Annotated in this window: 24 protein-coding genes; 17 read left to right on the top strand and 7 right to left on the bottom strand. The window is 35.5% G+C overall.

The features are described from left to right. Together ACMX9J_RS23140 and ACMX9J_RS23135 are read right to left on the bottom strand one after the other, a co-directional pair. On the bottom strand, positions 1–1,503 hold the full coding sequence (locus ACMX9J_RS23140; protein WP_325075751.1) for a spore germination protein: 1,503 nt from the start codon (positions 1,501–1,503) through the stop codon (positions 1–3). A gap of 396 nt (positions 1,504–1,899) precedes the next feature. Then, the gene (locus ACMX9J_RS23135) at positions 1,900–2,793 is read right to left on the bottom strand and encodes an AraC family transcriptional regulator (RefSeq protein WP_416226236.1); all 894 of its coding nucleotides are present in this window, start codon (positions 2,791–2,793) and stop codon (positions 1,900–1,902) included. Between the two features lie 192 nt (positions 2,794–2,985). On the opposite strand from ACMX9J_RS23135, the gene ACMX9J_RS23130 reads away from it, so the two are divergent. The 4 genes from ACMX9J_RS23130 (at position 2,986) to ACMX9J_RS23115 (ending at position 5,262) form a co-directional block, all read left to right on the top strand. Further along, positions 2,986–3,573 carry an NDxxF motif lipoprotein gene (locus ACMX9J_RS23130; protein ID WP_165573362.1) on the top strand — a complete coding sequence of 196 codons (588 nt, stop codon included), beginning with the start codon at positions 2,986–2,988 and terminating at the stop codon, positions 3,571–3,573. A gap of 163 nt (positions 3,574–3,736) precedes the next feature. Then, positions 3,737–4,225: a DUF6518 family protein gene (locus ACMX9J_RS23125; RefSeq protein ID WP_047751267.1), complete on the top strand. Its 489-nt coding sequence runs from the start codon at positions 3,737–3,739 to the stop codon at positions 4,223–4,225. A 164-nt stretch (positions 4,226–4,389) separates the two neighbouring features. After that, a complete protein-coding gene (locus tag ACMX9J_RS23120; RefSeq protein ID WP_014460704.1) occupies positions 4,390–4,572 on the top strand; it encodes a hypothetical protein in 183 nt (60 codons plus the stop codon). 291 nt (positions 4,573–4,863) lie between these two features. After that, a complete protein-coding gene (locus ACMX9J_RS23115) occupies positions 4,864–5,262 on the top strand; it encodes a hypothetical protein (RefSeq protein ID WP_154991491.1) in 399 nt (132 codons plus the stop codon). Positions 5,263–5,372: 110 nt separating this feature from the next. Here ACMX9J_RS23115 and ACMX9J_RS23110 read toward each other — a convergent pair whose 3' ends face one another. Together ACMX9J_RS23110 and cax are read right to left on the bottom strand one after the other, a co-directional pair. After that, the gene (locus ACMX9J_RS23110) at positions 5,373–6,887 is read right to left on the bottom strand and encodes an arylsulfotransferase family protein (RefSeq protein WP_416226235.1); all 1,515 of its coding nucleotides are present in this window, start codon (positions 6,885–6,887) and stop codon (positions 5,373–5,375) included. Between the two features lie 366 nt (positions 6,888–7,253). Further along, positions 7,254–8,297, bottom strand: coding sequence for a calcium/proton exchanger (gene cax / locus ACMX9J_RS23105; RefSeq protein WP_154991489.1), 1,044 nt, complete (start codon positions 8,295–8,297; stop codon positions 7,254–7,256). Positions 8,298–8,738: 441 nt separating this feature from the next. Here cax and ACMX9J_RS23100 point away from each other — a divergent pair, with 441 nt between their 5' ends. After that, complete coding sequence (locus tag ACMX9J_RS23100) at positions 8,739–10,235, top strand: class I adenylate-forming enzyme family protein (RefSeq protein WP_416226234.1); 1,497 nt, start codon at positions 8,739–8,741, stop codon at positions 10,233–10,235. A 79-nt stretch (positions 10,236–10,314) separates the two neighbouring features. Here ACMX9J_RS23100 and ACMX9J_RS23095 read toward each other — a convergent pair whose 3' ends face one another. After that, on the bottom strand, positions 10,315–10,536 hold the full coding sequence (locus tag ACMX9J_RS23095; protein ID WP_155017171.1) for a hypothetical protein: 222 nt from the start codon (positions 10,534–10,536) through the stop codon (positions 10,315–10,317). 502 nt (positions 10,537–11,038) lie between these two features. On the opposite strand from ACMX9J_RS23095, the gene ACMX9J_RS23090 reads away from it, so the two are divergent. The 3 genes from ACMX9J_RS23090 to ACMX9J_RS23080 all read left to right on the top strand — a co-directional run bounded on the left by ACMX9J_RS23090 (position 11,039) and on the right by ACMX9J_RS23080 (position 11,726). Further along, positions 11,039–11,176, top strand: coding sequence for a hypothetical protein (locus tag ACMX9J_RS23090; protein WP_155017172.1), 138 nt, complete (start codon positions 11,039–11,041; stop codon positions 11,174–11,176). Positions 11,177–11,229: 53 nt separating this feature from the next. Beyond that, on the top strand, positions 11,230–11,421 hold the full coding sequence (locus ACMX9J_RS23085; RefSeq protein ID WP_033578587.1) for a hypothetical protein: 192 nt from the start codon (positions 11,230–11,232) through the stop codon (positions 11,419–11,421). Between the two features lie 68 nt (positions 11,422–11,489). Beyond that, entirely contained in the window at positions 11,490–11,726 is a 237-nt protein-coding gene (locus ACMX9J_RS23080) for a hypothetical protein (RefSeq protein WP_098113365.1), read from the top strand. A 106-nt stretch (positions 11,727–11,832) separates the two neighbouring features. Here ACMX9J_RS23080 and ACMX9J_RS23075 read toward each other — a convergent pair whose 3' ends face one another. Next, positions 11,833–14,055 (bottom strand): MMPL family transporter, encoded by a 2,223-nt coding sequence (locus tag ACMX9J_RS23075; protein ID WP_034265016.1) that lies wholly within the window; start codon positions 14,053–14,055, stop codon positions 11,833–11,835. A gap of 136 nt (positions 14,056–14,191) precedes the next feature. Here ACMX9J_RS23075 and ACMX9J_RS23070 point away from each other — a divergent pair, with 136 nt between their 5' ends. The 4 genes from ACMX9J_RS23070 to ACMX9J_RS23055 all read left to right on the top strand — a co-directional run bounded on the left by ACMX9J_RS23070 (position 14,192) and on the right by ACMX9J_RS23055 (position 18,184). After that, positions 14,192–14,812, top strand: coding sequence for a TetR/AcrR family transcriptional regulator (locus ACMX9J_RS23070; RefSeq protein WP_155017174.1), 621 nt, complete (start codon positions 14,192–14,194; stop codon positions 14,810–14,812). A 383-nt stretch (positions 14,813–15,195) separates the two neighbouring features. After that, positions 15,196–15,969, top strand: coding sequence for a TerC family protein (locus tag ACMX9J_RS23065; protein WP_034265004.1), 774 nt, complete (start codon positions 15,196–15,198; stop codon positions 15,967–15,969). Between the two features lie 464 nt (positions 15,970–16,433). After that, positions 16,434–16,760 carry a general stress protein gene (locus tag ACMX9J_RS23060; RefSeq protein ID WP_416226233.1) on the top strand — a complete coding sequence of 109 codons (327 nt, stop codon included), beginning with the start codon at positions 16,434–16,436 and terminating at the stop codon, positions 16,758–16,760. Between the two features lie 650 nt (positions 16,761–17,410). Further along, entirely contained in the window at positions 17,411–18,184 is a 774-nt protein-coding gene (locus tag ACMX9J_RS23055; RefSeq protein ID WP_047751260.1) for a PAS domain S-box protein, read from the top strand. Between the two features lie 279 nt (positions 18,185–18,463). Here ACMX9J_RS23055 and ACMX9J_RS23050 read toward each other — a convergent pair whose 3' ends face one another. Beyond that, a complete protein-coding gene (locus ACMX9J_RS23050; RefSeq protein WP_047751259.1) occupies positions 18,464–18,676 on the bottom strand; it encodes a hypothetical protein in 213 nt (70 codons plus the stop codon). Positions 18,677–19,223: 547 nt separating this feature from the next. Between ACMX9J_RS23050 and ACMX9J_RS23045 the strand changes: the two genes are divergently transcribed. The 5 genes from ACMX9J_RS23045 to ACMX9J_RS23025 all read left to right on the top strand — a co-directional run bounded on the left by ACMX9J_RS23045 (position 19,224) and on the right by ACMX9J_RS23025 (position 23,491). Further along, positions 19,224–19,937 (top strand): UTRA domain-containing protein, encoded by a 714-nt coding sequence (locus ACMX9J_RS23045; RefSeq protein ID WP_047751258.1) that lies wholly within the window; start codon positions 19,224–19,226, stop codon positions 19,935–19,937. 140 nt (positions 19,938–20,077) lie between these two features. Continuing rightward, a complete protein-coding gene (locus ACMX9J_RS23040; protein ID WP_014460688.1) occupies positions 20,078–20,419 on the top strand; it encodes a PTS lactose/cellobiose transporter subunit IIA in 342 nt (113 codons plus the stop codon). A gap of 1 nt (position 20,420) precedes the next feature. Next, positions 20,421–20,729 carry a PTS sugar transporter subunit IIB gene (locus ACMX9J_RS23035; RefSeq protein WP_047751256.1) on the top strand — a complete coding sequence of 103 codons (309 nt, stop codon included), beginning with the start codon at positions 20,421–20,423 and terminating at the stop codon, positions 20,727–20,729. A gap of 14 nt (positions 20,730–20,743) precedes the next feature. Continuing rightward, complete coding sequence (locus ACMX9J_RS23030) at positions 20,744–22,150, top strand: glycoside hydrolase family 1 protein (protein WP_416226232.1); 1,407 nt, start codon at positions 20,744–20,746, stop codon at positions 22,148–22,150. 12 nt (positions 22,151–22,162) lie between these two features. Next, positions 22,163–23,491 carry a PTS sugar transporter subunit IIC gene (locus tag ACMX9J_RS23025; RefSeq protein WP_416226231.1) on the top strand — a complete coding sequence of 443 codons (1,329 nt, stop codon included), beginning with the start codon at positions 22,163–22,165 and terminating at the stop codon, positions 23,489–23,491. Positions 23,492–23,600: the final 109 nt, after the last annotated feature.

The following is a 23,600-nucleotide window of genomic DNA, read 5'->3' as shown; positions in this document are numbered from 1 at the left end:
CTATTTATTTTGTTGTTTTCTTAAAAGAGATGGTAAAGAGAATCGAGCTAAAGTATCCTTTTGCTCTTTAAAATCAAAGGGGGCAAAAGGTGAAAAGTAGGGGACACCGAAAGATCTTAGACTACTTATATGAAGCCATATACATAAGGTCATAAGCAAAATTCCATATAAGCCAATAAATGCTGAAATTAGAATCAAGATAAATCGAAAGCCCCGGGCCGCATTGACAATGCTAGTAGATGGCAGTGTAAAATTGCTGATGGCAGAAATAGCAACAATGATCACAACAGCCGCTGATACAAAACCTGCTTCTACAGCTGCTTGTCCTAAAATCAGTGCTCCTACAATGGAGACTGCTGGTCCGATTGCTCTAGGCATTCGGATTCCTGCCTCTCGCAACATCTCAAAAGCTAGTTCCATCACTAATATTTCTACAATTGCTGGAAAAGGAACTCGTTCTCTTTGAGCCATTAAGCTGACCATTAATGTGTTTGGAATAAGTCCCTGATGATGCGTAATCAATGCTAAATAGATAGCAGACGCATACATAGAAAGAAAAAAAGAACCAAATCTCAAGATCCTTAAAAAGGAAGCAATATAATAATTTTGATAATAATCTTCGGGAGACTGAAAAAATTGAGAAAAAATAGCGGGTGCAATTAAAACAAAAGGTGTTCCTTGTACAATAATAGCAATTCGTCCCTCTAATAAATTTCCTACAACGGCATCAGGTCGTTCTGTATTTAATAGAAGTGGAAAAATAGTGGTCCTATCATCCCGGATAAATTCTTCAATATAGTTCGACTCAAGGATCCCATCTACCTCAATCCCTTTTAAACGTTCTTTGATTTCTTCTACAATACGTTCATCTGCATTTCCTTGAATATACATGAGCCCTATATCTGTGTGAGTTACGCTTCCAATTTTCATGCTGTCTAAACGTAAATTAGAATCCTGAATTCTAGCTCGTATTAAAGAAGTATTCGTCCTTAAATTCTCTGTGAAACTATCTTTAGGTCCCCTAACAACCGTTTGACTGGTTGGTTCTGTTACTGCGCGGGACTGAAGTTTTTTTGTATTGCCAATGAAAATTTTAGAACTTCCATTCATTAGTATGACCGTATCACCAGTTAAAACTGCTGACACAAATTCATGCCAATTCTCTTTTATAGTCAATTGAGATACAGTCAACATCTGAGGTATTTGTTCTTCTATCTCTTCAACGGTTACTACTTGATTACTTTCTTTAAACCACTGAATAAGAGGAGTCATGATATTCTCATTTATAATGTTTTCATCTGCTAATCCGTCAAGGTGAATAACGGCTGCTTTTAACATGTTTTGATGCGGAGACTCAACCATTCGAAACGACACATCAGAACTATTTCCTAATTCGTTCAATAGCCTCTCTATATTTTTATTTACATCATCATATAAGGGAGTTGCTGCACAAGCTGTTGTCTTTTTTTTATTAGGGCTTTTCAGAAGATATCTTTGTCGCACGTTTTACCACCTTTTATATGAGTGAATATTTGTTATACAACGAGTAACGTTATCATTCCTATAAAATGTAAAAAATATGTACGTGAGGAAAATACATAAAATAAAATGCTAGTATTACTTTATACCCAGTGACAGATCAGAAGATATTGTTTTAAGAATTAAGTAATTGGAGAGAAAAGCACATCGTATTTCTCTGTATATCTGATGTTTTTATTGCCGATATCGTACATTATGATAACTAAAAATGAAGTGAATATTCAAATTGGTTGATTCCAAAATTCCCAATGCAAAAGAATAAAAAGCCCTCTCTTAAATATAAGTGCTTAGAGATTGGGCTTTTGTATAGGAATATTTTCAACATTATAAGTGAATTTCTACTTGGAATGCTTTTCTCTTTTATGCCTTAACAGTCTGTTTTTTTACAGGAATGTAGATGTCAATCTCTTTATTTTCTGAGCCATAACATCTTTTGTCGTACAGTTCAAATTCCATTGATCCGTAGTGCTCATAACCCGATTCAGGGAACCATTCTGTAAAAACATAATTCCACGTGGACTGAATGGAAGAAGTAAAAGATTCTTCATTTGATTTTGGTGTAGTAAATACGGCATATTCTAGTTCAGGGAAGCTTCTGTAAATTGTTCCTTCAGGTGCTGGAGTGTCTTTCTCTACCTCCATGCCAATTACATAAACAAACTCACCCGTTTCAGGATTAAAATCAGTGCAAATACCAAGCTCCGTGTTTTCGTTTATGGGATTGGGAATTTTAGATCCCAATCTATTTTGCATGTACTGTTGCCAAAATTCAGGAATGTCTTTATTATTCTGGCCACCCTCGTTCTTCGTTTTTAGCTCATATCCAATGACATAAAAAGCAGGTTTAGTGACTAGTTTTGGTTCCATTTTATTTCCTCCTGACAAAAGTGTGGTAGTTAGGTAGGCTTTTCCCCGTAGCGGTCCAGATATTCTTCTTGCGTTACGGTATTGTTTCGGTGAAACATCATAAAATTTTTTGAACGCTCTGTTAAAGGACTCTTGATAGTGGAAACCAACATCAAGGGCGATATCAATCACTTTTTCATCTGTGAAAAATAAGCGTTCTGCTGCGCGCGTAAGTCTTCGTTTCCTCACATAATCCATCACTGATTCTCCAGCCATGGCTTGGAAGACACGGTGATAGTGAAAAGGAGAAAAACAAGCAATTTCTGCTAACTTTTCTAAAGTGATTTGTGTCTCCAAATTCTCTTCAATGTAATCCAGCGTTCTCTGTATACAGGTTACATAATTCATTTACATTCACCTACCTTACGTTCACTATAACAGCAAACAAATCTTTGTTCTTAACATTTTTTGCTATATTCAATTAGGTGGGGGGACTTTTCCAATATACGCCTCTAGATGTATAGTCCTAGGAGGATTTTAATGTTAAAATTTTCTATGTAAATTAATGGAACAAATACATTGTTAAAGGGAGCGTTTGAATTGAAAAAACTTTGTTTTAGCTTAATAATTATTTTTTTATTAGGCGCTTGTTCTTATCAGGAAAGTACAAAAGAAGCTAGTGGAAAAATTGTATTACCAACTTCCATATTTAGTTCATCGAAAAATAATGCCTTAATTGATGAAAAAGAAATGAAAGAAAGTATAAAGACATACTTAGATACTAACGAGGATCTATCCAATACCGGTGATCAATTTGAAGAAATGATGGAGTCCGATCAAAAATTAAATAAAGCTCAAACGAAAAAATTTGAACAGTTAAAAGACCTGGTGAAAGCAAATGATCATAACTTTTCCACCTATATTTCGCAAAATACTTTACCAGAAGGATATAAAAAAGATTCAGAGAGAATTAGCCGCTATATTATGGGTTCCAATCAAATTTTGGATGAACTGGATCAAGCAATCGATGACATGGTTGAGCATATGAGTGAAGGAGATTTTTCTGAAACAGAAATTGAGTCACTTATGAATAAAAATAAAAGTGTAAATGGAAGAGAGCAGATAAAGATAGAGAGTTTCCTAGATGACAAAAATATTGATACAAAAGCTTTTGGACGAAAGAGTTAAAACATTTTAATAGATTTTCTTTGGTTAGGGGGAGTTTACTATTGGAATAGTTAAGTCTACAAACAAACTTGCATTTTCTATTATATATTTAGTCTTCGGTACAGCTTTGGGGATAGCAGCCAAATATTTAGATACTGTTGCAGGTGTTGATGGAAGTTGGCGGATGAACATCATAACATATTTTGGATATTTGTGTTCAAGGACAGGTATTTGGGTACTGATTGCTACTCTTATAGCCGCGTATAGTAAAACCAAAATTAGTGCGGCTCTTAATACATTCGTGTTCTTTATAGGAATGCTAACAGGCTATTATATATATTCCGCTTTTTTATTTGGATTTTTTCCAACCAGTTATTTTTTACTGTGGGGAAGTATCGCACTAGCGTCTCCGTTTCTAGCAGCTATTGTATGGATCGCTAAAAATAATTTACGTCTAGCTTGGATATTACCAGCGTTGCCTATGGGGTTATTGTTAAGTCTTTCTTTAGCGGTTGGAATATTTTATATACATGTAAACTATATTGAAGAATTCATTATGTATGCTGTTTTATGCGTAGTCTTTTACAAAACTCCAAAGCAGCTAGCGGCAACAATTGCTGTTTCGTTTATTATTTCGTTTGTTATCAAACAAGTGAGTCCATTTCACTTTTGATTTAGATTAAGATTTTTGTTTTTTAATGAACGTTTACTATGGGAAAAGAAGATTTTGGTAACTAACTATACATACAATTTAAAGTGTTTTTTACATATATATTCTTTAAAATACAGTAATTAGGAAACTTTTAGAGGAGTAATTCGTATAAAAGGTAGGAGGTGATGGATATTAACACTGAAAAACGTCTGGATGAAATTGAAAGAAAATTAGATGATTTACATAATAAGATAAGTAATCAAGAAAATAGAGCAAAGTATAAACCTATCTTTACAGTTGTACTCATTCTATCTGCAATTCTCATATTTTTTGTGCTGATAGGTGTTGTAAGTTTTTTCACAGGTTAATTTTTTTACTAGTCTCTCAGAATTATTTCTGGGAGACCTTTCACTGTTTAAACTAACGGCAATTTGCTTTATATAGAATATGCCTGAGGATAAAAGGGGATAAAATTATAATGGAAAGTGAAAAGAAACGTTCCGCATTTAGCGCATCTTTCAAAATCTACGATCAGTTTTTAAAAAAGATCTTACATATGTTCTTTACTAGATAATATTCTATGCGGCGTTAACTAAAAATATTTTAATACAATATAAGTTAGTAAAAATGACATTATGCTGTTTACTTGGAGGACGAGGATGAGAAAGTTTTGTATTGCTTTATTTAGTCTTTTCTTTTTTGTTTCATTAGTTGGATGTCAAAGTAAAGTTGAGGATCCTTTAGAGTTTTCAGGTGAAACTCAAAGCTGGTCAGCTACTATTACGTTATATCCCGTTGAAAATAGTAAAGAAACAGCTCAAATTAACTTAAATTATCTAGGTAGTAAGGTAGAAAACGTAGGGGATTTTGGAATTAATTTAGACACTTCAAATAATCAAAATGGAATTGCAGTGAGAGACGCAAGGTTAAATGAAGAAGGGAATTTTAAAGAGAAAGTAAAGGTTGACGCTAGTGAAGGTATAACGAAATCTAAACATTTGATTTTAACTGTTAAATGGAATGACAAATCAGAAGATGTTGTTTTAAAAGGTAAGTAATTCGAGAGAAAAAGTACCCCATACTCATCTATATCAAGTATTCCCCCAGGTCTTCAGAGTAGGGGCACTATACGAACATTTTTAAAAATCTAATAGAGGATTATTAATGCTCACTTCCGTCTATTTCGTCTTATTTTTACGTAAGTAGTGGGTGATGTACCAATGACGTTCCCGCATGAATCTAATGCTTTGACTTGAAAATAGGGACCACCTGCCTCAGCATGAATATCTGTTTCAAATCCAGTACGAGGGGTACTAAATACCACTACTGACAATTTAAAAGGTGTTGGTCCCGCCAGCACCTGCCAAGCGACTGTTTCTGTTGAACCATTCCATGATGCGTAAACTGTAGCTTCACCGTCGCGCAATAAGTCTACAGTTATGCTAGGCGGATAAAGTGGGAGACCTACCCACTTATTTTTAAAGGCTCGATACGAAAGATTCTGATTTGGATACTGCATATCATATAACAAATTAAATGAAGGGTTTCTCCGTGTATTGCCAGCGTTCCTAAATTCCGAAAGGTACGGTTCTTGTCCCCACCCAATGAGTTGATTTCCATTGGAAAGCTTTTGCGCATTTCCTTGACTTGGAACATATAAAGCGGGGTCATGATAATATGTTCGATCTACATTTGCAACCTTGTGTTTATAATCTAAGTGAAGAATTAAACCACGCGCTTGCCCTTGAGGTGGAGAATCAGGAGAAGCACAGCAGGCATTGTCAAACAAGCTTATCCTGTTTTCGGACCTGTAGCGCGCATCATGCTGCCAAGAAAATTTAGCGTTCGGTCCAAGCCTAAAATCACTTTGCTTTCCACCAAGTTGCCAAATTACCTTTCCCGTTTCTTTGTCAATATTATAAATAGCCCACATACTACGCATGCTCACTAAAAGTGTATTGTTTGGACCTTCTTCGACTGAATTTACGTGGTAACAATCCCATATATTATTAGAGCTTGTTGCGGATGAAGCAGGTACCATCGAATCAGCTGGATTAACATGTTTAAGTACATCCCAAAAGAAAAGAAGCTCTCCCGTCTCAATGTCTACTTCTTGAATAGAGTAATTACTAAAATACCCGTTTAAGAGCCCTCCATACTTAGATAAATCTGCAGGTACTTGTTTTACCGCCGTAAATAAAGCCGTATTCCGTTTGGTGATTGTAAACTCGTGCAAATCAGAGGTAAACCCTTTTTTAGCAAATAACTTTTTAATGACCTCATAATGCTGATTGATAATTTGAAAATAAGCACCAGGCTCAGGTTCACCTACTGGAAGGTTAGGGTTTGAAGTTTGAGTGCCTGAAATTGTCCCATGCCACATCGTAAGAACAGGGTTCCCGCAGTATATTTGTACTCGAAAGTCTGTATTTTGGATATACCTACTAGCAAGCGGTCTAAACCACACTGGATTACCCGTCTGATCCATAATTAGTGCGCCGGTCTGTCCAATCATCGCTGCTCCATATACCGTATAAGGTGCAACAAATAATAGGCCGGGAGCTGTTCCAGGCTTATTAGTATTAATGGTAACCTTCATGGGATGTAAATTAGGAGCTGAAACAAAATTCCATACTTGCGGGTTTGGATGATCAGTGGATGATTGTGAATTAAAATTATCCATTCTCACTCTCATCTCCTCTAACTTTTATTAGTAAACACTGTCTCTTGAGCTATTAATATGTCATTCGCTTCAAAATATGTACATACATTTTAGGTTTACTGGTGTCTTTTGTTTATTTGAAACGGTTATATGTAAGGTAGATAAAATAAATATAAAAAACGAGCTCTTAGCAGATAAGAGCTCGTTTTTCTTGTTCATATACGATTATATATTATCAATACAGCAATACTTTAATTGTGTTTAAAGTTGAAAACCATGCAAAAGAAAAGCAAATTTTTGTGTATATATTATTCGTCAAGATTTAAAAAGATGATCAAGCTTTGTCTTTATGTAAGCTGAAATTTTCATCTTTTTCTTGAAAAAATTCTATAAAAGGTAAAAACTAAAGCCTATCGCAATGTAGGTACCAACAAGTAAAACACCTTCGAACCAGTTGGAATCACCATCGTTCACAACGGTCACCGTCATGAGAGCGGCAAGAATCATCGCAATCATTTCCGCTGTATTAAACACAAGAGGCAAGAAATCATACAAGTATGAGAACAGAACAAGTATAGGAGCAACAAACATGGCCGTTTGGACGGTTGAACCAATGGAGATCTCCACCATTACGTCCATTCTGTTATTATAGGCCATTGCAATTGCTGACACGTACTCTGCAGCACTTCCCACTATGGCGACAACAATAATTCCAATAAAAACGTGACTCCAGCCTAAAGCAGCACCTACTGGCTCAATGGTGCCAACAAGTTTCTCACTAATATAAGCTAGTACAATTGTCGCCAGTCCAAGCACAACGATTGCTTTCTTTTTTCCCCATTCTGGTTCCTCTCCATTTTCTTCTGCGTTTCCGGTGAAAATCCCTTTATGCGTGACAAGTTTAAAAAGAAGAGCAAGCAGGTAAATGGTCAGCATCACAATAGCAAAAGAAGTGGATAGAACCTGCATATCTTTATCATCCAAGCGTTTTGCAAAGATAAACGGCAATACAAAAGTTACGATAATAGCAAACATTAAGAGGGAAGTATTATGTCGTGTTTTAAACACACTAAATTTTTGCTTTTTAAATCGAATACCTCCAACGATCATGGATATTCCACTGGCAAAAAGAAGATTAACAAGAACTGCTCCCGTAATTGAGGAAATGACGATTGTATTTAATCCTTTACTTAATGCAAAAAATGAAATAATAATTTCCGCAGCGTTGCCAAACGTAGCATTCAGTAATCCGCCTGCTGTTGGACCTACTACAACGCTAAGGCTTTCAGTGGAACGTCTAATGTAATTAGCCAAACTAATTAATGTCACGCAATAAATAAAAAACATGAAAATATAATTCCAATTAAACATGCTGCCAATAATTGAAAGAGGTACACCAATAATCATAAAAATAAAAAAGACTTTATTCATATTTTCCTCCATGGTCATTATAGATCCTATAGCAAGAAGAGAAGCTCTATATTATCTTAGCGTTTTTATTAATATAACTCTTAAGACTTTTGTTATTCACATGGAGAGTGCAACTAGCAATTAACTCGATGCATAGAAAGAGAACATACGTAATAGCTGCTACAAAAGGAGACTAAAGTTAAAAAAAGAAAAGAACCTTACAAGATCAAACGTTATGAACTCCTCAGCATAAGCTTCAAAGTATACTGAATAGTCTTTTCTGAATAACTAATATGTATCTTTTACATGTTCAAAAGATATGAATTTTTCAAACGTCTATAATTGACGTTTGCGTTAACGTTAAGTATGGGTAATGTAGTTTATAGAGTTAAAAATAATTAGAATGAAGCACCATTTAAATATGATTCAAACTGGTCATTATCATTAAAGGAGAGAGCTATCATGTATACACTTGGAGAACTATTAGAGCAAAGAGCTAAACAATCTGCTGAAAAAGAGGCTTTAATTTGGAGTACATCTTTCCATACATTTAAAGAATATAATGAACGTGTCAATCAGCTGGCTCATTACCTGTTAAGCCATAATGTTAAAAAAGGAGATCGAATTGCAATTCTATGTCAAAATAATCATCCGTTTCCTACAATTCTGCTAGCTGCATTAAGAATTGGAGCCGTAGCGGTTCCTATTAGCTGGCAGCTGACGAAGTATGAAATTATCGATATTTTAGACAGTGCACAACCTAAAGTTATTTTCTACGACCAAAAATTTCATGAGGTTATTCCTTTTGATTCTGAAATATTAAATGACGTTATTACTTTACAAGTAGGAAGAGAAAATAGTGTGGAGACAGTTGAAGAATATAATGACATTTTTTCTGCGTATTCTATACTAAATCCAAATATACAGGTCTCTCAAGATGACATTGCGATGCTTCTTTTTACTTCTGGAACAACTGGCAATGCAAAGGGCTGTATGATTGAGCATGGTCACGTGTATTCTTATATACAACCATCGAGTCAACGAATAGACTATGAAGAGGATGGTCGATTTCTTGCCTCGCATCCTTTTTATCATATGAGTTCTATTAACAATATTTTAAAATCTGTTTCCAACGGAATGGGGTTGTTTCTGTTGTCAGATCCTACACCAGAAATCATGTGGGAAACGATTGAAACTCACGAGATCACTATGATGCTAGCGTTTCCTTCTATGTATATGCAAATGCTTGAAAGAGTGAAAAATGCAGAGTCAAAGAACTCTTCACTAAAGGTTGCTATTGCAGGAGGAGCAAAAGTTCCTGCTTATCTTATTAAGAAATATGATAAATTAGGCATTAGCATGATACAAGGGTATGGAAGTACAGAAGCATGGACAGTGAGTGTATGGACACCGGATATGGGAAATGAAAAAATTGAATCGGCGGGTAAGCCTCTTTCCGGTGTAGAAGTGAAAATTATTGATCCCGAATCAGGAAAAGAAGTAAAAACAGGAGAAGTTGGAGAAATCATTATAAAAAGCCCCTACTGCTTCAAAGGCTATTGGCATAATCAAGAGGCAACTGAAAAAGTGCTTCGAAACGGTTGGTTCCATATGGGGGACGCTGGAAAGATAGATCAAGACGGTTTTTTATATATTATGGGACGCTATAAAGATGTTATCGTATATGGCGGCGATAATATCTATCCCGATCAGGTCGAAGAAATCATTGAGCAAATAGGCACGGTTATAGAAGCTGCTGTAGTAGGAGTAGAAGATCCTGTTTATGGAGAAAAACCTAGAGCTTATGTAGTGAAGGATCCTCATTCTTCCTTAACAAAAGAAGATATTATAAGCTATTGTAGAGATCGTCTAGCAAGTTACAAAGTTCCGGAAGTTTATTTTATTGATCAACTCCCTAAAAACCAGCTCGGTAAAGTGTTAAAAAGAGAACTAAAATGAAGAGGGTTAAAAGCGCGGGCTGAATGCAGCCCGCGCTTTTATAATTTAATAGAAGCGAAATCATTTTAACGCAAAAATGTTAAGTAGAAAGTTTCCTGATATCAGAGTAACAAATACAAAGTGTATTTTCATATTCAGATTCGTATCCTGTAAATACGAGATTTCTTTCTTTATTATCGTAATGAAATCCGAATTTCTTTAAATCATCTTTCAAGATATCTACACTAATTTTAATGGAAGAAGCAATATCTTCATAAGAAGCACCATTATTTAGCTTTTGAACAATCTCACCTATTAACAAGTTACGACCTCCAGTAGCATATGTTTCTTCAGTAATAATTTATCCTAAATAGCTGCTTTTATGAAAGTTGTGCGGAAAGCCATTCTAGATTATTAAAATTTGCATTGAGTGCTTCGTTTGCTAATTAGTGAATTAATTATGTTTTTTCTTTTTACAATAATCATTAAAACAATAAATGAAAAAAATACTCACAAAAAAACCAACGAAGAGACCAATGAGACTTTCTAATTGAAAATCTTTTTCCCCAATTATTTGGCCGTAAACGATTCTGAATATCACACCAAAAAAAGAAAGAACAACAGCCGTTGTGGTAATACGTAAAAAGTTAATAAAATCACACCTTTTTACAAAGTGTATTCCCCTTTTTTAATACATTTAAAGTTAAGACTGATTATAGGAGGTTCTAAAGTGCAAGTGAGAATATCACTTAGAAAACACAATAAATAATACAAATATGGAACTTTTATGAAATTAGTTCGTAAAAGATATAGGAGGCGATAATATGGATATATCAAGTGTTAATTGGGCGGACGTAGCTTTTCAAATCTTTTGGTTAATTTTAATGGTTTCTTTAGGTTTGTTTATTTATAAAGTCGTTCAAGTTAAAAAACAAAATAAACATTTTGGAAAGAATAGATGATCCTTTTATACATAAAGATGTGAATGGAGTATTCAAGCAAAAGAGGTGTTTTTTTGAGAAAATTGATAAAAAAATATTCATTTATTTGTACAGGATTCTTATTTGGTTATTTTCTTTTACTGATTTTAGGCTTAGATGTTTCTATTAGTATGTTTAAAGTGTTTATACCAGTAGCAGCTGTAGGACTGTTGCTTGGAGAAATTATAAATATGACTTTTAATCATCATCAGACTAATATGAACTAACATTATAATTCCGCTCAAAAATTACATAAAAACAAATAAAAGCATAAGACAAGAAAGGTAGAGTATATATGGCTTGTTGCAATCATTGCAATTACAAATGGAACGCTAAAAATGTATGGTTACTTGGGTTTTCTAAGAAAGGAAAGAAGTGTCCTAAATGCCATACCAGACAATTTATCTCCATTAAAGGTGCTGGTCCTTTAATGGGGCTAGGTTATTTAAGTGGGATTGTTGCTATATCTCTTATTGGTTTATTTCCGTTTATCGTAAAGCTAACAGATAAAGAAGAGCACAGATGGAAGTAAATTAAAAAAGCAAAGAGAATATTAATATTCTCTTTGCTTTTTTCTTGGTTTTACATTCATAGAAGCCATATAGTAAATCAATTATAAAACACCTTTTTTTTACTACTTAATTCTCTTTTTCTGATACCACTTCAGCTTTACCTGGCCAGAAAGCAAATCTTCCTAAAACCGTAGTGATTGCAGGTACAAGGAATGGTCGCACAATAAATGTATCTAACAGAACACCTAAAGCCGTGATAATTCCGAACTGAACCAGAACTTGAATAGGCAGTGTTGCTAGAACCGCGAATGTAGCAGCTAAAATAATTCCAGCTGATGTGATAACACCGCTTGTTTCACTTACGCCTTCTTTAATCGCTTGTTTTAACGGCATGTATTTCTTTTTCTGCCAGATGCTTGAGATCATAAAAATATTATAATCCTCACCAAGCGCCACTAAGAATACAAATGCGTATAAAGGAATCGCTCCTTGGATAGCATCTGCTCCCATGATATTGTGGATGATGAGCCAGCCTAAGCCTAAAGCTGCACTGTAAGAGAGGATAACGGTTCCCACTAAATAAAGCATAGCTACAATAGAACGCAAGTAAGCCACTAGCAGCAGCGATATAAAAATAATAATTAACGGGACAATAATACTGTTGTCTTTATCACTAACAGTCATCGTGTCATATTGCGTCGCTGTTTGACCGCCAATCCATACTTTGGATTTTACTGAGGAAACTCCGGACTGTGACAGTGCCTTTTCGGCTGCATCTTTCAAGTCTGGAATAGCCTCCATAGCTGTTATACTATATGGATTTACATTAAACGTGACGTCATATACCTTTAAATCCTTATTACTTTTACCGCTTTGAGGTGCAGAAACGGTACTAATAAGATCGTTTTTCTTTAACTCTTTTTCTAGATTTACCGATTTTCCTTCTGTATCAATTACTACTTGTGCTGGTGCTAGTTCACCAGGAGAGTAAGCGTCAGAGATAATCGTAAATCCTTCACGAGAAGGCATATCTTCAGGGAAAGAAGACAATAAATCATACGTGTACTTGATTTGACTAGAGTATATGGATAAAGCTCCAAAAAAGACTAGACAAGCTACAATGATTGTCCATGGTTTAGTCGTAACCACATTACCGATCCAATTCCCGAAACGGTTTTTCTCTTTTCGGTCACGCACCGGTTTTCCTTTCTTTTTCGCCAATTCTTCTTCCATTTCGGGAGTGCGAGGAACAAAAGGATAAAAAGAACCTCTTCCCATAACTGCAAGCAGGGCAGGAATAAGAGTTAAGCTCGCTAATCCCATAACCAGAATAGATAAACTAAACGGGATTGCAAAACGGTGGTAAGCCCCGTACTTTGCCACGATTAAAGCTAAAAGAGAGATGACAACCGTAAAGCCACTCATCGCTATAGCACCTGAAGCACCTTTAAAGGCGTTGATAAGTGCTTGTCTCTTATCTTTTACTTTGCGAAGCTCATCGCGATAATGAGAAATTAAAAATAAACAATAGTCTGTTCCGGCTCCAAATAATAAAACGGTCATAATGGATATGGACTGTGAATCGACCGTAATCCATCCTTTATCTGCTAAAATACCGAGAGTTGGACTCAGAACCCCATAGGCAAAACCTACACCAATTAAAGGAATAATCGCTAAAATTGGGGAACGATAAATTACAAGAAGTAAAATTAAGACTAATAAAACTGTCGCAATTAGTAACGAAACGTCTGCTCCTTCAAATAAGCTCGTTGCATCTACTTGAATTCCTACAGGACCGGTAACGCGCGTGCTTAATTTATCTTTTTCATCTATATCCGTCGCAAAAGAATCGTATGAAACGTTTTCTTTTACTTGTTTTTTAATCGTATCTAGATTTTTTTCTAGTACATCCGTCTCAGCGTTTTCTTTAAAGAAAATAGGCTGTACAAGCGTGGTACCATCTTTTGATATCATTTTTTGTAAAGCTGCTAACGGTAATTTATGCAAAGGCGGTGTAGACGTTTGTTCTTCTAATGGTTTTTTTTCTAAAGCTGCCGCCATTTGCTGAATAGATTTTAGATCATCGTTTTTCAAACCTGATTCTTTGTGCCATGTAAGTAAGGCAGGAACCCCTGATGAGTTAGGGAATTCTTTCTTTATGAGATTTTCAGCTTCTACGGAAGGTGAATTCTCACTTAAGTTGGGTGCATTGTTCACTTCCGTCTTATTCACGGCAGGCCAAGCAATCGTTAGGACTACAGTGGCCAGAATCCATACGGCAATAACAACCCATCGACTCACTTTCCCAGTCATAAATCGGCTGAATGTTGCTAAAGGTGATTCTTTCATTAATTCTCCCTCATTTCCAAATCTGTTTGTTTCTATTACAATATATATAGAACCTTCAATAATTATATATACCAGAAGGTTAATTAATCAACTAGTTTAAATGTGGCAATTTCTTGAACTAGAAGGAGGCCCTCTTATGAATACTGATAAGACACCAAAAAAAAAGCCTGGCAGACCCAAAATAACAACTGAAAATAATATAACAAGAGAGCAAATTTTAAAGACTGCTGCCCATTTATTTATGGCATATGGATATGAAAGAGTCTCAATGGAGCAAGTAGCTGAGGCTAGCGATGTGACTAAGGCTAGTGTTTACTACTACTTTAAAAATAAGGCCACTTTATTTACCGTTTCGGTATCAAGCATGTTCCAACGTATTACAAAACAGACAGAGAAATTATTACAAAATTCCAAAGGGCTGAAACATAGATTATACGAGGTAACATTGGATCACTTAAAGAGACCGCATATTGATTTTGAAACATTATTGCAGGAAGCTACTTCTTCGCTTACAGAAGATCATATTCATGAAATTCGTGAAGCAGAGAAAGCCATACATCAGGCATTGGAGAACGTATTCAAACAAGCTGCAACCAACGGTGAAATTGTCGTAACAAGCCCTCGCTTGCTTGCGCATACATTTTCTATGGTCACAATGATTCGGAATAAAAAAGAATTAATAACTGAATTAGGAGGCCCTGAAAAAACGGCTCAGGCTTTAGTAGATCTTTTTTGGGTAGGGATTAGTCCTAATTGACCCGTTTTATTGCATGGTACAAAGAAGAAATAAAGAACGGCTAAAAAATATTGATGAATATTTTTTAGCCGTTCTTTTCATTGGTCGCAAGCACTTTGTAAAAAAAAGCCTGAAATAATAGCGATTACCTATTAACCATCCAACTTATAGAGATGTTGGCCCGAAGTTTTCATTAATCATGTAAAAAAGCGACATTATATGATAAAAAACGTAAAAATTTAATAATTTGGTTTTTATTTGTATTTAAAGCAGTATTTTATAGAAGGTTAGTGTTAAAATAATGAAAATCCTATCTTTTAGGGTTGCCTTTAGCATATATGGTTATTCTATTGTAAACAAAACCTTTAGCATAGCAGCTTACATTTTGGAAAGGGGAGAAGCGGATGGAATCTATTTGGCTCGAATACGTATGGGCATTATTGATTCTAATTGGATTAGAAGGATTATTATCAGCTGACAATGCTCTTGTACTGGCAGTTATAGCCAAGCATTTACCCGAGGATCAGAAAAAAAGAGCGATTAATTACGGAATTCTGATGGCATTTATTTTTCGATTTGGAGCTCTTTTTGCCATTTCATTTATCGCCAACGTCTGGTGGATACAGGCCATAGGAGCCGTTTATCTCCTGTATCTAGGTTTGAAGCATGTCATTCAGGCGCGGTTTGGGAAACATAATGAGAATATTCATGATGATGATGAGAAGGAGTCTGCTGGAAAGGGGTTCTGGCCAACAGTGGGGAAAATTGCGTTAGCTGACCTTGCTTTTGCCATAGATTCTATTTTAGCTGCAGTGGCCATAGCTCTTGGGCTTCCGGATTCACAGTTTGGAGAAATCGGTGGGATGGATGGAGGACAGTTTGCAGTTGTAGTTCTTGGAGGAGTTGCAGGTCTTATCTTAATCAAGTTTGCAGCAACCTGGTTTGTAAAACTTCTCGAAAAGCGACCTGCCTTAGAAACGACAGCATATGCAATTGTTGCCTGGGTCGGTGTGAAACTTGCGGTTATTACTTTTGCACATAAAGATATCGGGGTTTTAGATTCTCATTTCCCTCATAGCACTGCTTGGACACTGATTTTCTATGGAGTATTAGTTGGTATCGCGCTATTGGGTTGGTTTGCACCGGGCAATAAGTCATCAGAAAAGCCATCAACCTAAAATACGCAACTATAAATTACACTTTTATCAAACATTATCGGTTATTATCTTATGGACAGTGAACACCCTAAATTTACTAATTACTCTTTCCATCCAAACGGAGTCTTATTTTTAACATGTAAAAGCATTTTAGATTCTATAAAAAGAGTGAATTTTGTTAATTCATACGTATCTCTCAAGTGCGTTAATCCAAGTAGGGTTAACGCACTTTTTAATGGGAACGATTGCGCAAATGAATCTGGTTATTTTATTTATTATTTTTTTCCTTTTACGGTAATAAGTGAAATAGGCAGTCTATATTTTATTGGCTTGGAAGTAGATAAATTACCCTATTTTATACAATATTCAGCTGATAGTTTATAGTCTTTTATCCCATATCCGAATAAATTGGTTTTAATTGGATGCTTAAGGATACACCTATTAGTAGAAAGACATATTCTATTGGGATAGAGGAGGAGAAAATAGTGAAGGAAATTAAAGTAGCAGAAAATAGTGGTCAGGCAAATAAGTTTATTGAAGAGTTTTTTGCCAACGGGTTTAGTAAAAGTGAAATTTATTTATTGACCTATAATAAAGAGCGCTCGGAATATTTAACAAATACAACAAATACAAAAGAATATCAAGCTTCTGAACAAGGAGTTTTTGAATCTGCATTTAACAAGTTATTTTCTCGTGAAGATGAACTTCATTCTAAAATGTCCTCGTTAGGTTTAACCCAAGAAGAAGCTAAACAATGTGTCGGTGAAATGAAACAAGAACGTATAATCATTATTGCAAAAAAAGGTGTGTAATGGTTTTTCCTTGTAATAACTTTCTAAGAAACTAAGTGATCGAGAAGTATTAGTAAATCTTACTAGCATGCTGCTTTATATATAATATTGTGCTTCTATACGAATGTTTTATGAATCGGAAAGATACTGAACTGAAAGTATTTTACTAGGGTCGTTTACTAATCTCATATGGAGGTGAAAGGATAATGATTCAATTTCTTGGTATCCATATAGGGACGTCATACTTTCCTACAAGTGTCCTTCTAATTACTTTATTAGTTTTAGTAGGTTTTATTATCTATTTTCTTAGTAGAAGAAAAAGAAATAGAGATCAAACGATTCATTCAAATGAGAATAGAGTAAAAGGGAAAAGAGGAAAAGACAAAGCTCTGTAAATAATCTAAAAGAAGAATTCATCTATTTCGTCATCAAAAAGAATTACAGTATAAAGTGAAAATAAATTATCCTAATCCTACAGTTCCTGATACAGCCTTACATTATGATTTAACCCGTGAGAAAGTATGATTTAAATAAATGCAGAGAAGGCCCTTGAATTCATTTCCAGGGGTCATTTTTATTTTTATTATGGTTTTTTAAGATCTTAAACAAGCAATTGAACCCTTGATAAATATGAAATAGTAGTCTAACCTTTATGTTAAGGAGTGAAAATTATGAATGAAAACATTTCGGGTATCGATTATCAGGAAGTCATTGAATATGCGCTAGATCCACTTATTATTCATTCAAATCATAAGATTATATATGTTAACCACGCGGCTGAACATTTTTTTAGAGGAAAAAGGGAAGATATCATAGGTGCAAGCCCTTTAGATATATTTCAAGAAACATCTAAAGCAGCAATAAGGAAAAGAATCCAATCTGCCTATGAGCGCCCAGCAGAGCTCATTGAGGAAACCATATTTAGAATGGACGGGACAACTGTTAATGTTGAATTATATTGTCATCCCTTGCTACTCGGAGATAAAAAAGTAATTCAAACCTATGTGAGAGATATTACGGTAAAAAAAGAGAGTGAAACAAGACAAAAAGAAATAATAAAGCAAATAAATGAACTGTCTACAACCCTTGTTCCTCTTTTAGAGGGAATCGCTGTACTTCCCTTAGTAGGATCTATAGATGAGCAAAGAGCAAACCAACTTTTAATGGCCGTTCCAGTAAAAGTGCAGACGCAAAATATAAATTGTTTAATTATAGATTTTTCAGGTATTTATACATTGGATTCAATTGTAACGGAGCATCTTTTTAAAATTAATAGCGTTATGTCACTACTTGGAGTGCAATGTATCTTAACAGGATTAAGACCAGAATTATCTCGCTCTGCTGTACAGCTAGGTATTAATTTAGCTTCTACCCCGACAATGGCCACTGTAAAAAATGCACTTCATTTTTTAGGAATTACTTTTAGTAAACAACCTGTAAAATGAAAATACCTAAAGCAACTTTTATATTTTCAAAGATACATATTATATAAATCTTTAAATTAGACCTTTTATAGGAATTTTCTAATCGACGGAATAATAGCGGCACCTTTACTGTTTCGTGCTGTTTTAACTATGTCCGAGTGGTTTTTTTAAATTAGATTTATTAGAAAAACAAAAGAAACTCCCGGACATATACCAGGAGTTTCTTTTGTCTAAAATAACACATATTGTGCGGTCGCACGTTTGTTAAATAAAAGATAGAAGAATCATTAATTGCTTTCTTCAGTTTAAGATCTTATATAAAGCTTCAGAAGCGTTATCTATATCATAATCGTTGTAATTTAAGGTTTTTTGATCTGTAAGTGTAGTGATTTGAAAAATCTTAGATGTTTTACAATACGACAATTCCAGTACTTCAGGAATTGTATGAGTAATAGCGCTATCCTCATATTGAATAAGAGTATAAAGCGTTTTTTTTATTTCAAGTATATTCATAAAAGTACCTCTTTCCATTATAAGGAAACCTAGGGTACAAAGAGACCATATAATTTTAATTTATGTTCTTTCTCTATTGTAACATATGAACGTATAGAAAAATACCTGCGGAGAACAGACAATATGATGTGAATTTAAAAATAGTTTTTATAGATGAAAAATAAGATCACGCATTTAATTAGTTAGCGAATACCGTTCTCTCTAAAATCGAGGGTTCGTAAAAGTATAACTAAGGGATCTTTGTTTTGATTTTACCGTATTATTATAAATATCAGGTTCAACTAACTTCTACTTCCATGTAACGGAATCCAAAAAACGCATAATATGTAACGCGGTAATGTTGATTTGATTTTTCTGTCACACTGCTCCACTAATGTCCATTCGGTTTTGCATGTACATAAATAACAAACCTTAGATAAAATATACTTAGTTTGTTGTCCCATTTATAGTAATCATCCATTTTAACTACTGTTATGATTACGATTTCCGTATTTTATGCTATAATAATCCCTAGTTTTTTAGTTTGTATAGAGAGGTGTAAAACAGAATGATGCCAAAATATCTGCAAGTAGCTGGCCAAATTGAATCTGATATTACTGAGCATGTTTATCAAAAAACAAATAAACTTTTGACTGAAGATGAATATGCAGCAAAGTATCAGGTGAGCCGTAATACAGTACGAAAAGCAATTGAAATTCTCGTAAATAAAGGATATGTATATCAAGTTCAGGGCAGCGGTGCATTTATTCGTAATCATCACAACAATGGATACGTTAATCTTGAAAAGCTACAAGGAGTTACCAATGACTTTAGTGACCGTCTTGTAGAAAACAAGCTCCTAGATTTTAAAGTAATTACTGCGGACGAGGAACTAGCTCAAAATATGGGATGCAAGATTGGATCACCTATTTATTATGTGAAAAGGCTAAGATATGTTGATGGAGATCCATTTTCAATTGAAACTTCATATTTTAACAAAAATCTTGTTAAATATCTTGATGAAAATATTGTAAAAAAATCCATTTATACATATTTACGCAATGACCAGCAACTAGCAATTGGCTTTGCAGATCGTGTTATTCGTGCCGATTATCTCATGTCTGAGCAAGCTGGTTTATTGGGATTAAAAGAGAACGATCCGGCTTTGGTGGTAGATAATACGGTTTATTTAATAAACGGTGCTATTTTTGATTATTCACAGTCAGTGCATCACTTCAAACATGTAAAATTGCTAAAAGTATCAAATATGAAGGGTAGTTAAGGTGCAAAGAGAGCTCAGGGCTCTTTTTTTTTGTCTGAAAATAAAAAAAATAGTTTACATATGAATCTGAGTAAGTTATTATAAATTTATAAAATTTGTACCAACAAATTAGATTTGTACTTACGAAAGGGTGTACATATATGGTTGAAGAATCGATTGAGATTAGCTCTGAAGATATTTTTGGATTAATTGCATTTTCAGGTGATGCTAAAGCGAGCTATCACGCTGCTTTACATCTGCTCAGAGAAAACAAAGTAGAAGAGGCAGAAGCAGAAGTAGCAAAAGCGAATTCAATTTTAAACGAAGCACATGCTATTCAAACAAAATTTGTCACACTAGAGGCCCAAGGGAAATCGGCACGGGTTGGTGTATTGATGGTTCATGCCCAAGACCATTTGATGAACACGATCTTAGTAAAAGAGCTATTGGATCATATGATGACCATGCAAAAAGAAATTAACTTATTGAAAGGGATGAATTGATATGGTGAAGATTGGATTATTCTGTGCAGCAGGTATGTCAACAAGTATGTTAGTGGAGAAAATGAAAGCGTTTGCTGGTGAGCGTGGTGTAGAAGCTGAGATTGCAGCTTACCCTGAGTCAGAGATGGAAAAGTATGTTGATAATATCGATGTTGCTTTATTAGGTCCTCAGGTAAAGTATTTGTTAAACAAAGGAAAAGCTGTTTGTGAACCAAAAGGTGTCGCTATTGATGTTATTAACACGGTGGATTACGGCATGATGAATGGTGCAAAAGTACTTGAACAAGCGATTAAATTAGCGAATAAATAAACGGGGTGAATGATTTGAAAATGCCAAAAGATTTCTTGTTCGGCGCAGCTTCAGCTTCTTATCAAGTAGAAGGGGCATGGAACAAGGACGGTAAAGGGGTTTCGAACTGGGACGTCTTCTCAAAGATTCCCGGTAAAACATTTGAAGGAACAAACGGTGATGTGGCCATTGATCATTATCACCGATATAAAGAAGACATCGCACTTATGGCAGAGATGGGATTGGAATCGTATCGGTTTTCCATTGCCTGGACACGTATTCTTCCCAACGGTACAGGTGAAGTAAATCAAAAAGGATTGGAATTCTATAATAATGTCATTGATGAATGTTTAAAACACGGAATTGTTCCGTTCGTCACATTGTATCACTGGGACCTTCCTCAAACGCTTGAAGAAGAAGGCGGCTGGCCAAATCCTAAAACAGCCAATGCATTTGTCACGTTTGCTGATGTTTGTTTTAAAGCATTCGGCGATCGAGTACGGAATTGGATTACCTTTAACGAAACGGTTATCTTTTGTTCGTTAGGCTATTTAACCGGTGCTCACCCACCAGGAATTGAAGGGGATGCGAAAGCATACTTTCAGGCGACACATAATGTGTTTGTGGCTCATGCCCGTGCGGTTGAACTTTTCAAACAGTCAAGCTATGAGGGGGAAATTGGCATTACTCATGTTTTTAACCCGGCGTTTAGCATTGATGAAGACGAAGAGAACAAATTTGCAGAAAGACATGCGAATGCATATTCGACACATTGGTATTATGATCCAATTTTGAAAGGAGCTTACCCACAATATGTAATAAAAGAGCTCGAAGCTAAAGGGCTACTCCCGCAAATGACAGAAGAGGAACTGGATTTGCTTCATAGAACGGCACCTATGAATGATTTCATCGGATTAAACTATTACTGCCCACAGCGCGTAATGAAAAACGATTCAGCCCTCGTATTGTCTGGTGGACGTGAGAACTCAACAGGTAAACCTGGAAACCCTTCATTTGACGGTGTATACAAAACAGTCATGATAGAAGAAAAGGTATATACCAAATGGGGATGGGAAATCGCTCCTGATGCTTTTCTAGAAGGGATGCGTATGCTTAAAGAACGCTACGGGGACATCAAAATGTATATCACGGAAAACGGTTTAGGAGATGAAGATCCTATCGTTGGTGAAGAGATTCATGATCAACCTCGAATCGACTATATTGAAAATCATTTAAGCGCTGTCAAAAAAGCTGTCATGGAAGGAATTAACGTCTCAGGATACTTTGCATGGTCTGTCATTGATTTGCTTAGCTGGTTAAATGGTTATAAAAAACAATACGGATTCATTTATGTCGATCACAAAAATAATCTTGCAAGAAAACGAAAGCAGTCATTCTTTTGGTACAAGGATATTATCGCTACACGCGCAGAAGAACTTTAAGGAGGTACCCCTATGGGTCGCTTAGAAAGTGTATTTGAAAAGTTCACCCCGTTCTTCCTTCGATTTGCAAATGCAAAACCAACACTTGCAATTAAGGATGGGTTTATTTTAACAATGCCGATGACAATTATCGGCTCTCTCTTTCTATTAATTCTCGCTGCCCCGATTCCAGGCTGGGAAGAGGCTATGGTGAAATTCTTTGGAGAACAGTGGAACCTTCCACTTACCCAGGTTGTCGGTTCTACATTTGATATTCTGGCTCTTATTGGTGTGTTTGGAATCGCTTATTCATACGTCCGGAACGAAAAAATTGAAGGTACGCCAGCTGGTATTTTAGGTGTAGTTGCCTTCCTTATTATCACTCAGTCCTCTGTCTTGGCAAAAAGCGGAGAAACCGTCACAGGTGTTATTCCCAAAGTTTGGACCGGCGGGCAGGGTGTACTAGCCTCGATTGTAGTTGGTCTATTTGTTGGCTTTGTGTATTCGCAGTTTATTAAGCGTGATATTCGTATTAAAATGCCAGAAGGTGTTCCGCCAGGCGTTGCGAACTCGTTCTCTGCACTAATTCCTGGGTTTGCCATCATTACAGTAGCTGCCATTGTCTTTGGATTATGCCAAGCTTTTGCAAATAAGACATTCACTGAAATTGTTTATAAACTGCTGCAAGTACCCGTGCAAAATTTGACGGACACGCTTACTGGTGCAGTTCTTATCATGGTCTTAATGTCACTTCTTTGGTGGTGTGGAATTCATGGTGCTGCCATTATTATGGGAGTAATGGGACCGCTTCTAACAGCCAATGCTCTACAAAACCAAGCAATATTGGATTCTGGTAAAGAGCTTGTTGTAGGCGAAAATGCTAAAGTTGTAACCATTCAATTCCTGGATGTATTTACGAAACTAGGAGGATCAGGTATTACCATTGGTTTTATTATTGCAGCTCTTATAGTGGCACGGTCATCGCACTTAAAGCAGCTCGGTCGATTATCTTTAGCTCCTGGATTATTCAATATAAACGAGCCAATCATTTTTGGTATGCCAATTGTATTTAACCCAATAATGTTTGTTCCTTTTATTGTTGTTCCTGCAATCTCATCATTTATGGTTTACTTCTCTATCATTTGGGGATGGGTAGAGCCTTTCAATGCACTTCAGGTTCCTTGGACCACACCGCCGGTTATTTCTGGCTTCTTGATTGGCGGCTGGAGAGGGGCTTTATTGCAAATAGTAACCATTGCGATGTCAGTGATGATTTATCTTCCTTTTGTCAGAATGCAAGATAGTATTTCTTACAATGAAGAGCTCGAAGCAAAAAAACAATCAGAAAGTAATATTGCTTGAAACAACTAAATAAAGAATTACCCCCCGTATACTTTTATAGGGGGTAATTCTTTATTTATGCACTTATAATGAAGTTATAGTCAATATTTTGAAGAAGAAAGTAGGATAT

Source organism: Priestia sp. RMT2NF4 (assembly GCF_047872835.1).
Lineage (GTDB): Bacteria > Bacillota > Bacilli > Bacillales > Bacillaceae_H > Priestia > Priestia zanthoxyli.
This window is presented reverse-complemented; position numbering and strand designations above follow the sequence as displayed.

Excerpts from the sequence above, each read along its gene's own strand:
- ACMX9J_RS23065 (WP_034265004.1), top strand. The coding sequence starts at position 15,196 with ATGGAATCTATTTGGCTCGAATACGTATGGGCATTATTGATTCTAATT.
- ACMX9J_RS23045 (WP_047751258.1), top strand. The coding sequence starts at position 19,224 with ATGATGCCAAAATATCTGCAAGTAGCTGGCCAAATTGAATCTGATATT.
- ACMX9J_RS23100 (WP_416226234.1), top strand. The coding sequence starts at position 8,739 with ATGTATACACTTGGAGAACTATTAGAGCAAAGAGCTAAACAATCTGCT.
- ACMX9J_RS23055 (WP_047751260.1), top strand. The coding sequence starts at position 17,411 with ATGAATGAAAACATTTCGGGTATCGATTATCAGGAAGTCATTGAATAT.
- cax (WP_154991489.1), bottom strand. The coding sequence starts at position 8,297 with ATGAATAAAGTCTTTTTTATTTTTATGATTATTGGTGTACCTCTTTCA.
- ACMX9J_RS23110 (WP_416226235.1), bottom strand. The coding sequence starts at position 6,887 with ATGGATAATTTTAATTCACAATCATCCACTGATCATCCAAACCCGCAA.
- ACMX9J_RS23120 (WP_014460704.1), top strand. The coding sequence starts at position 4,390 with ATGGATATTAACACTGAAAAACGTCTGGATGAAATTGAAAGAAAATTA.
- ACMX9J_RS23040 (WP_014460688.1), top strand. The coding sequence starts at position 20,078 with ATGGTTGAAGAATCGATTGAGATTAGCTCTGAAGATATTTTTGGATTA.
- ACMX9J_RS23135 (WP_416226236.1), bottom strand. The coding sequence starts at position 2,793 with ATGAATTATGTAACCTGTATACAGAGAACGCTGGATTACATTGAAGAG.
- ACMX9J_RS23035 (WP_047751256.1), top strand. The coding sequence starts at position 20,421 with ATGGTGAAGATTGGATTATTCTGTGCAGCAGGTATGTCAACAAGTATG.
- ACMX9J_RS23090 (WP_155017172.1), top strand. The coding sequence starts at position 11,039 with ATGGATATATCAAGTGTTAATTGGGCGGACGTAGCTTTTCAAATCTTT.
- ACMX9J_RS23125 (WP_047751267.1), top strand. The coding sequence starts at position 3,737 with ATGAACATCATAACATATTTTGGATATTTGTGTTCAAGGACAGGTATT.
- ACMX9J_RS23115 (WP_154991491.1), top strand. The coding sequence starts at position 4,864 with ATGAGAAAGTTTTGTATTGCTTTATTTAGTCTTTTCTTTTTTGTTTCA.
- ACMX9J_RS23080 (WP_098113365.1), top strand. The coding sequence starts at position 11,490 with ATGGCTTGTTGCAATCATTGCAATTACAAATGGAACGCTAAAAATGTA.
- ACMX9J_RS23070 (WP_155017174.1), top strand. The coding sequence starts at position 14,192 with ATGAATACTGATAAGACACCAAAAAAAAAGCCTGGCAGACCCAAAATA.
- ACMX9J_RS23075 (WP_034265016.1), bottom strand. The coding sequence starts at position 14,055 with ATGAAAGAATCACCTTTAGCAACATTCAGCCGATTTATGACTGGGAAA.
- ACMX9J_RS23025 (WP_416226231.1), top strand. The coding sequence starts at position 22,163 with ATGGGTCGCTTAGAAAGTGTATTTGAAAAGTTCACCCCGTTCTTCCTT.
- ACMX9J_RS23050 (WP_047751259.1), bottom strand. The coding sequence starts at position 18,676 with ATGAATATACTTGAAATAAAAAAAACGCTTTATACTCTTATTCAATAT.